Annotated in this window: 6 protein-coding genes and 1 pseudogene; 4 read left to right on the top strand and 3 right to left on the bottom strand. The window is 66.7% G+C overall.

Features of this window, described 5'->3' with window-relative positions; translation table 11 throughout:
• The 3 genes and pseudogenes from JWQ89_RS21245 to JWQ89_RS21235 all read right to left on the bottom strand — a co-directional run.
• Positions 1-762 (bottom strand): annotated as a pseudogene (locus JWQ89_RS21245) (adenine deaminase); the annotation flags it as partial.
• Positions 763-931: 169 nt separating this feature from the next.
• Positions 932-1663, bottom strand: a complete 732-nt coding sequence (locus JWQ89_RS21240; RefSeq protein WP_299644459.1) for a creatininase family protein — start codon at positions 1661-1663, stop codon at positions 932-934.
• Positions 1663-2619 carry a hypothetical protein gene (locus JWQ89_RS21235; protein WP_299644456.1) on the bottom strand — a complete coding sequence of 319 codons (957 nt, stop codon included), beginning with the start codon at positions 2617-2619 and terminating at the stop codon, positions 1663-1665. The genes JWQ89_RS21240 and JWQ89_RS21235 overlap by 1 nt, the downstream gene beginning before the upstream one ends.
• A 134-nt stretch (positions 2620-2753) precedes the next feature.
• Between JWQ89_RS21235 and JWQ89_RS21230 the strand changes: the two genes are divergently transcribed.
• From JWQ89_RS21230 to JWQ89_RS21215, 4 genes are all read left to right on the top strand, one after another.
• Positions 2754-4082 (top strand): amidohydrolase, encoded by a 1329-nt coding sequence (locus JWQ89_RS21230; protein WP_299644454.1) that lies wholly within the window; start codon positions 2754-2756, stop codon positions 4080-4082.
• A gap of 1 nt (position 4083) precedes the next feature.
• Positions 4084-5031, top strand: coding sequence for a nucleoside hydrolase (locus JWQ89_RS21225; protein ID WP_299644452.1), 948 nt, complete (start codon positions 4084-4086; stop codon positions 5029-5031).
• Between the two features lie 29 nt (positions 5032-5060).
• A complete protein-coding gene (locus JWQ89_RS21220; protein WP_299644449.1) occupies positions 5061-6110 on the top strand; it encodes a BMP family ABC transporter substrate-binding protein in 1050 nt (349 codons plus the stop codon).
• Positions 6111-6345: 235 nt separating this feature from the next.
• Positions 6346-7058: ATP-binding cassette domain-containing protein (locus JWQ89_RS21215; RefSeq protein ID WP_299644446.1), on the top strand; the 713-nt coding region annotated here is incomplete at its 3' end.

The following is a 7058-nucleotide window of genomic DNA, read 5'->3' as shown; positions in this document are numbered from 1 at the left end:
CTCGTCGGCACTCATCATCTCGTGGTCCGAGGCCAGCCCCGCAGCCGCGAAGGCGTTGATCTCGGCCAGCGAGCGGAGGCCCGCACCATGCCCCTCGACCACGCCGCGCGCCGCGAAGGTCGCCTCGATCATCCCCCACAGCCGCTGGTGCGAGGGGTTTTCGGGGTTCCACACCGCCGGCCAGTCCATCACCTCGTCGAGCCCGGTGACCATGGTGCTGGCGGCGAGAAACTTGGCCTGCTCGTCGTGGCCGAACCAGCCGCCGCCCCATTCATAGGCGGTGGGCGGCACGGCCGAGCCGGGCTGCGGAAAGATCTTCAGCGGCGAGCCGGCCTGTCTCGCCGCCAGCCAGAATTCGAGGTTGTGAACACCGTTCACGTTGGAAAATTCATGGCTCGCCTCGCAGGTCCAGGTATTGCCGCGCGGCAGCACCAGCGCCGCCTCGAACTCGGGCGTCAGGTGCGAGCTCTCGATATGCTTGTGCACCTCGCCGAACCCCGGCACCGCCGCCAGCCGCGGCGCCTCGAACCGCTCCTTGACCTGCCCCTGGTACTCGCCTGCCGGCCCCACCCAGGCAATGCGCCTCCCCCGCATCACGATCTCCTGGTCGCTCAGCCAGGTCCGCGAATGCACGTCCAGCAGTTTTCCCACTCGCAGCGAACGGTCAGCCGGGCGCTTCCCGAGCGCCACGAGCAACAGGTCCTGCCGGATTTTGACTTCGTCGGCGGCGTTGATGAGCAAGTCGGGGGGAAGGGAGGTCACAGAATGCCTTTCTAAACGTCAGTACCGAGCGGGGGGGCACCCCCACCCTCAGTCCCTCCCCACAAGGGGGAGGGAGGCGCCAGGCCCAGGCACCGTCGCAGCGGATCCATCGTCTCCCTCCCCCTTGTGGGGAGGGATCAAGGGTGGGGGTGGCCACACGCGCCGCGCTTCATATCCCCCACTTCCCCCGCCAAATCCCGATCAACCGCAGCGACTCCCCCGCAATCCCCCCGATCAGCTCCTCCCCCTTCGCCGCCGTAGCCGGCCGCGGGTCGCCGAACACCCCCGACCGGTTGAACGCCGAAAGCTTCATCGGCTCACTCCCGAACAGCTCCGGGAACGCCGGATATTCCGGCGCCGCCCGCTCCATCCGCACCGTTCCCGGCGCCAGCGCCAGCATCATCGAGGTCTCGACCTCGTCGGCGTGATAGAACCCTGGTCCCGCCGGCTCCGACTCCATCAGTTCTGCAGCCAGCGCCTCGAGCCGCGGATAGTCGAGATGCAGCACCGGGAAACCGGCTTCGCCCAGCGCCCGCGCCGCGAGGTTGATCGGCTCGCGATTGCCGAAATGCCCGTTGACGGTGACGAGCCCCCTCACCCCCATGCGTCTTAGCCCGCGGCCGATATCCTCGATGCTCCGGCGCAATGTCTCGGGCGACAGCGATAACGTCCCCACCCAGTCCTCGGCGCTCCACGCATCGCCATAGGCGATCGCCGGCAGCAGCAACCCGTCCACCCCCTCGGCAATGCGCCGCGCGACGCCCGACGCCAGCACTGTGTCGGTCAGCAGCGGCAGATGCGGCCCGTGCTGCTCCACCGCGCCGACCGGCAGCACGGCGACGAGCCCGCGCGCGATCCCGGCGGCAACGTCCTCCCAACTGGCGCTCGCCGCATCGAGCATCACGCCCATCCAAGGATATTGAGCGGCGCCCCCGGCGCCAGCTTCCCCAGCAGTTCGGTGACGCTCAATGCATAGTCGACATTGCCGCCGAGCCGCGTGCCGAGTGCCGCCTCGGCGATATCGGAGACGTCATAGCCGTGCGCGATGAGATTGATCATCGCCGCCTGCAGCGGCCCCATGGTCGGATTGAACGCCACGCTCTCGACCGAGAAGCCGCTGACGGTCTGGCCATCGGCCAGCGCCAGCACCACCGCGCCGGGGCACCTGCTGTAGGGCGCATGGGCCCTCCGCCCGGCATCGAGCAGGCGGTCGGCAATGGTGGTCGGCCAATCGTTGGGCACGAGGTCGAGGGCCGCGTCATAGGAGCCGGCAAGGTAGCCGGCGTCGCCGAGATAGCCCGGGTCGAACGGCCAGGGATAGAGCTCGGCCAGGCTCAGCCGATGCCCCAGCGGGTCGATCAGCGTCAGCTCGCGGCTGGTCGAAAACTCCGAAATATACTGACGGCAATGGGCGCAAGGATGCGCCTCGCCGATGGCGATGGTCTCGATCGTCGTCCCCCGCGAGGCGGCGCGGGTGAACACGAACCCTTCGCCGTGGATCGTGAACCCCAGATGCGCGCCGGGAAATTCCACGTTACCGCCGAGTACCAGATTGCCGGTCTCGCGCTCGAGCCCGACCGCGCCGACGAAGAAATTCGAAATGGGCGGGCGGGCGATCTGCCGCGCCGCCGGCAATGCCAGAAGCATCAGTTCCTCGACGCTTTGCAGTGCAAAGCTTTCGAGCAGTATCGCCACTTCGGAACCGAGCACTATGCCGCCCAAATTGTCTTCCGGACGGCGATTCTTTGCTGCGGCGAGCCGGGCGATTTCCTGGCTAAGCTTGTCGCCGATTTCGGCGCTCAGCTGCCGGGCTCGGGCGGCGATGGCGGGGTCGGCCTGGAACGGATTGAGACTCACTTGAGCACACATGGTCCTGCCGCGAATGCATTTGACAAGCGGCTTTTGAGTGTCGTTAGATCGTCATGTAAACCGGTTTACCGGACGGGGGTCAAATGGCTTCAACGCTTATCCACGGAGCGACGGTTCTTTCCGTGGACGCTGAAAATCGGGTGTTCGAGGGTGGCTTCGTAACCATCCGCGACGGCCGGATCAGCGGTGTAGGGCCAAGAGACGGCACTCCCAACCCGTCCGGCTTCGACGAGGTGTTCGACCTGACCGGACACCTCGTCACGCCGGGACTGGTGAACGCCCACACCCATTCGGTGATGGTGCTGTTCCGCGGCCGCTCCGAGGGCCAGAGCCTGCTCACTATGGACGGCTGGTACAACTCGATCCGCGAGCCGGAGCTGTCGCTCATTGCCTCCGACATTGCCCCCGCTGTGGCCCTGAGTTGCGCCGAGATGGCGCTCAGCGGCACCACCACCTTCTGCGACCAGTATTTCTTCGCCGAGGAGATCGCCGGCGCAGTGAAGGCCGCCGGCCTCCGCTCTGTCATCGCCTATGGCATCGTGCAGCTGGGCGACGAGCGGCGCGGCAAGGAGGAACTGGCGAAAGCCACCGCCTTCCTCGAGCAGCAGCGCTCCGCCGATGGCCGGGTCATCCCCTGGTTCGGCCCGCACGCCCCCTATGTCGACAATACCGAAGACCTGCTGATGGCCGAGGTCGAGGTCGCCAACCGCTTCGGCGTCGGCCTCCATCTCCACATGGCCGCCGGTCCCGAGGACAATACCGAGACCGAGACGCGCTACCGCAGCACCGCCACGGTGGCGCTCGAAAAGATCGGCTTCTTCAAGGGCCGCATCCACGCCGCGCACTGCCTCGACTTGAGCACCGAGGACATCGCCGTCTTCGCCCGCGCCCCTGCCGCTTCCGTGGCCTACTGCGCCTCGGCCGGCCTCCGCTCGGGCCGCGAGGGCATGTGCCCCGCGGTCGACCTGCGCCGGGCCGGCGTCACCGTCGCGATCGGCACCGACAACGTTGCCGCCAACAATTCCTACGACATGGTCGCCGAGATGCGGGTGGCCGGGCTCGTCGCCAGCCATCGCGAGCGCGTGGCGCAGCCGCTCACCAGCCGCGACCTCATCCGCATGGCGACCATCGACGGAGCGAAAGCCCTCGGCCTCGACCACGAGATCGGCAGCCTCGAGATCGGCAAGGCCGCCGACATCGCCGCCTTCGACTTCCGCGGCGCCGGCTATTCCGAAACGCCCGATCCCGAAACGCTGCTGATCTATTCGGGCAGCGGTCGAGACCTCAGGCACCTCTGGGTCGCAGGCGAGCAGCTGGTCGCCGATCGCAGCTTGACGCGCCGCCCCTATCAGGACATCCGACAGGATTATTCGGCGACCTACGCCGATTTCTGGCACCGCGTCGAGGCAGCCAAGTCCCTCGATGCCAAGAACACGAAAGAAGTAGCCTAGCTTGACCAAGCGTAAGTTCATTTTCGACAGCGACGGCGGCGTCGACGACGCGCAGGCGCTGATCCTCCTCGTCGCCAACGGCAAGGTTCCCGACCTCATCACCACGGTGTTCGGCAATGTCGGCCGCGACCAGGCGACGACGAACCTGCTCGCCGTGTGCGCGCATCTCGGCGTTTCCATCCCCGTCCATCGCGGCGCCGACCGGCCGCTGACCCAGCCGATCATCGATGCCAAGTACGTGCATGGCGACGACGGCCTCGGCGGCGCCCCGCGCCCGGCCAAGCAGGACATCCACACCTCCGACGACGGCGTCAGCGTCCTCGTCAGCACCTTCCGCGCCGCCGCGGCCAGGGGCGAGAAGGTCGATATCCTGATGATCGGGCCGCTCACCAACCTGGCGCTGGCGTTGCGTCTCGATCCCGCGATCGTTGCGGGCATCGGCACCCTCACCATCATGGGCGGCAATGTCTACGGCCGCGGCAACACCACCCCGGCCGCCGAATTCAACATCTATGCCGACCCCGAAGCCGGCCATGTGGTGCTGACCGCCGGCATCGAGACGGTGGTGATCCCGTGGGAGCCCTGCACCACGCATTTCATGGAAGGCGACAAGGTCGACGCGCTGTTCGCCTCGCTCCCGGCCACTCCGCTCAAGAGCTTCTCGGAGGCGCTGCAGAAGCATGCGCGCGGCAACGGCGTCCGCCGCGGCAGTCCCGACCGCTTCCTCTATGTCGATCCGCTCGCCGCTGCCGTGGTGCTCGATCCCTCGATGGTCACGAGGTCCACGCTCGCCTCGTCGAGCGTCGAGCTCGCCCCGGGGCTGACCCGCGGCATGACGCTGGTCGATCCCTCCGGGCGCCTCGGCACCCCCAAGATTACGTTCGTCGAGGAGGTCGACATCGCAAAGGTCGATGCCCTCTACGCCGTATCCGCCGCCTATTCCCCCTGAAACCAGAACAAACGCAAACAGGAGTGCGCATGTCTCTGATCTCCAATCTCGGCAAGGCCGCAGCAGGTATCCTGCTCACGGCCAGCATGATGGCTTCGACGGCGATCCCCGCCGCCGCCCAGGAATATACCAAGGACAACCCGCTCAAGGTCGCGCTGGTGCTGCACGGCACGCTCGGCGACAAGAGCTTCTTCGACGACGCCGCCGCCGGCATGAAGAAGGCCGAGGCCGAACTGCCGGTCACCGTGAAGATCATCGAAGCGGGCTATGACCGTTCGAAGTGGGAGCCGGCCCTCGCCGACGCAACCGATTCCGGCTACGACGTGGTCATCGCCGGCACCTTCGACATGACCGGCTACATCGCCGCGCTCGCCCCGCAATATCCGGACGTGAAGTTCATCGACTTCGACGACACCCCGGACTTCACAGCCTGCGACTGCAAGAACGTGCTCGGCGTCCAGTACACCACCTCGTCGGCCGGCTACCTCGCCGGCTACGCTGCGGCCAAGCTCTCCAAGTCGGGGATCCTGGGCACCATCATCGGCATGGAATTCCCCACCGTCACCGACTTCAAGACCGGTTTCGACCAGGGCGCCAAGGCCGCCAATCCCAGCATCCAGATCCTGAACGCCGTGGCCGGCACCTTCAACGACCCGGCCAAGGGCAAGGAAATCGCGCTGGCGCAGATCAACCAGGGCGCCGACATCATCTTCCCGATCGCCGGCGGCACCGGCATCGGCGCGCTGCAGGCGGTCAAGGACGCGGACAAGCTCGCCGTCGGCGTCGACAGCGACCAGGCGACGATCTTCGCCGCCACCGACCCGGCGCAGGCCGACGTGATCTTCACCTCGGTGGAAAAGAAGGTCGGCGAGTCGCTGTACCTGGCGCTCAAGGGCACCATCGACGGCACCCAGGCCTACGGCCAGCGCGTGCTGCTCGGCCTCAAGGACAACGCCGTGGGCATCTCCAAGAACGCCTACTACGAGAAGCTGGTGCCGGCCGACGTGCGCGCCGAAGTCGATGCGCTCGCCGCCAAGATCGCCTCGGGCGAAATCGTCGTCGCGAGCGACATGGAGTGATGTGGTGAGGGCGGCGCTCCGGCGCCGCCTTCCCTTCTCCCCTTGTGGGAGAAGGTGGCGCGCAGCGCCGGATGAGGGGTCCCGCAACCAAAGGTTGCGCGTTCGGAGCGAAGCGACGAACGACAGCGGGCGCGGCGAGAACCCCTCATCCGCCCTTCGGGCACCTTCTCCCACAAGGGGAGAAGGCACCCCGACCGCAGGCAGTGGACTAGGAACGAGGAAGGCGCGGGGCAGCATGGCGCTTCTTGAAGCAATCGGGATCGGCAAGACCTATCCCGGCGGGGTCGTGGCCAATGACGGGGTGAACCTCGTCATCGAGCCGGGCGAAGTTCATGCCGTGGTCGGCGAGAACGGCGCGGGCAAGTCGACCCTGATGAAGATCCTGTTCGGCATCGAACAGCCGAATGCGGGCACCCTGCTGCTCGACAACAGGCAGGTGCATTTCGCCAACCCGCGCGAGGCGATCGACGCGGGCATCGGCATGGTGTTCCAGCATTTCTCGCTGGTCCCGAGTTTTTCCGTCTACGAGAACGTCGTCCTTGGCTCCGAGCCGAGGAACGGCATCCGGCTCGACCGCGAAAAGGCGATCGCCGAGGTGCAGGCGCTTTCCGACAAATTCCGCCTCAAGGTCGATCCGCTGCCGCCAGTCGGCACCCTCCCCGTCGGCCAGCAGCAGCGCGTCGAGATCCTCAAGGCGCTCTATCGCAACGCCCGCATCCTGATCCTCGACGAGCCCACCGCGGTGCTGGCGCCGCAGGAAGTGCAGGAACTGTTCGTCGCCATCCGCTCGCTGGTGGCGCAGGGCAAGACCGTCATCTTCATCGCCCACAAGCTGCCCGAAGTGCTGGAGATCTCGAACTCCATCACCGTGATGCGGCAGGGCAAGACGGTGGGCCAGGTGAAAACCTCCGAGGTCACCGAAAAGAGCCTCGCCGCCATGATGGTGGG

This window comes from Devosia sp. (assembly GCF_028290645.1).
Lineage (GTDB): Bacteria > Pseudomonadota > Alphaproteobacteria > Rhizobiales > Devosiaceae > Devosia_A.
Note: the sequence above shows the minus strand (reverse complement) of the source record. Positions and strands in the feature narration are given on the sequence as shown.